This window comes from Bradyrhizobium sp. sGM-13, from assembly GCF_018398875.1.
Taxonomy (GTDB): domain Bacteria; phylum Pseudomonadota; class Alphaproteobacteria; order Rhizobiales; family Xanthobacteraceae; genus Bradyrhizobium.
In genome coordinates this window covers 1-240 of the sequence record NZ_JAGWDK010000422.1, presented here as the reverse complement: position 1 = coordinate 240, position 240 = coordinate 1, and the positions used below count along the sequence as shown (strand labels likewise).

General features: G+C 62.9%; 1 protein-coding gene. It reads right to left on the bottom strand.

All coding sequences use genetic code 11. The features are described from left to right. Nucleotides 1–240 (bottom strand): SDR family oxidoreductase (locus tag KJQ96_RS39515; RefSeq protein ID WP_213291276.1); only part of this gene is annotated, 240 nt, incomplete at both ends.

Below are 240 nucleotides of genomic sequence, written 5' to 3'. Positions count from 1 at the left end.
CCGCGCCCGCGACATCGGCTGGTGTTGCCAAGCGACCGAGAGGAACATCCGCCGTGGCCCGCTGAAACGTCGCTGCGTCCTCAAGAGCCTTGTCGTTCTTGTGAGTTCGTACCGCGCCCGGGGCGACACCATTAACGGTGATGCCGTTGGGCGCCAATTCGGTTGCGTGCTGCTTCAAAAGGACAGCCAGCCCACCCTTTGCAGCGCAGAAGGCGCTGTATCCACGGTCTCGGAAGCCAA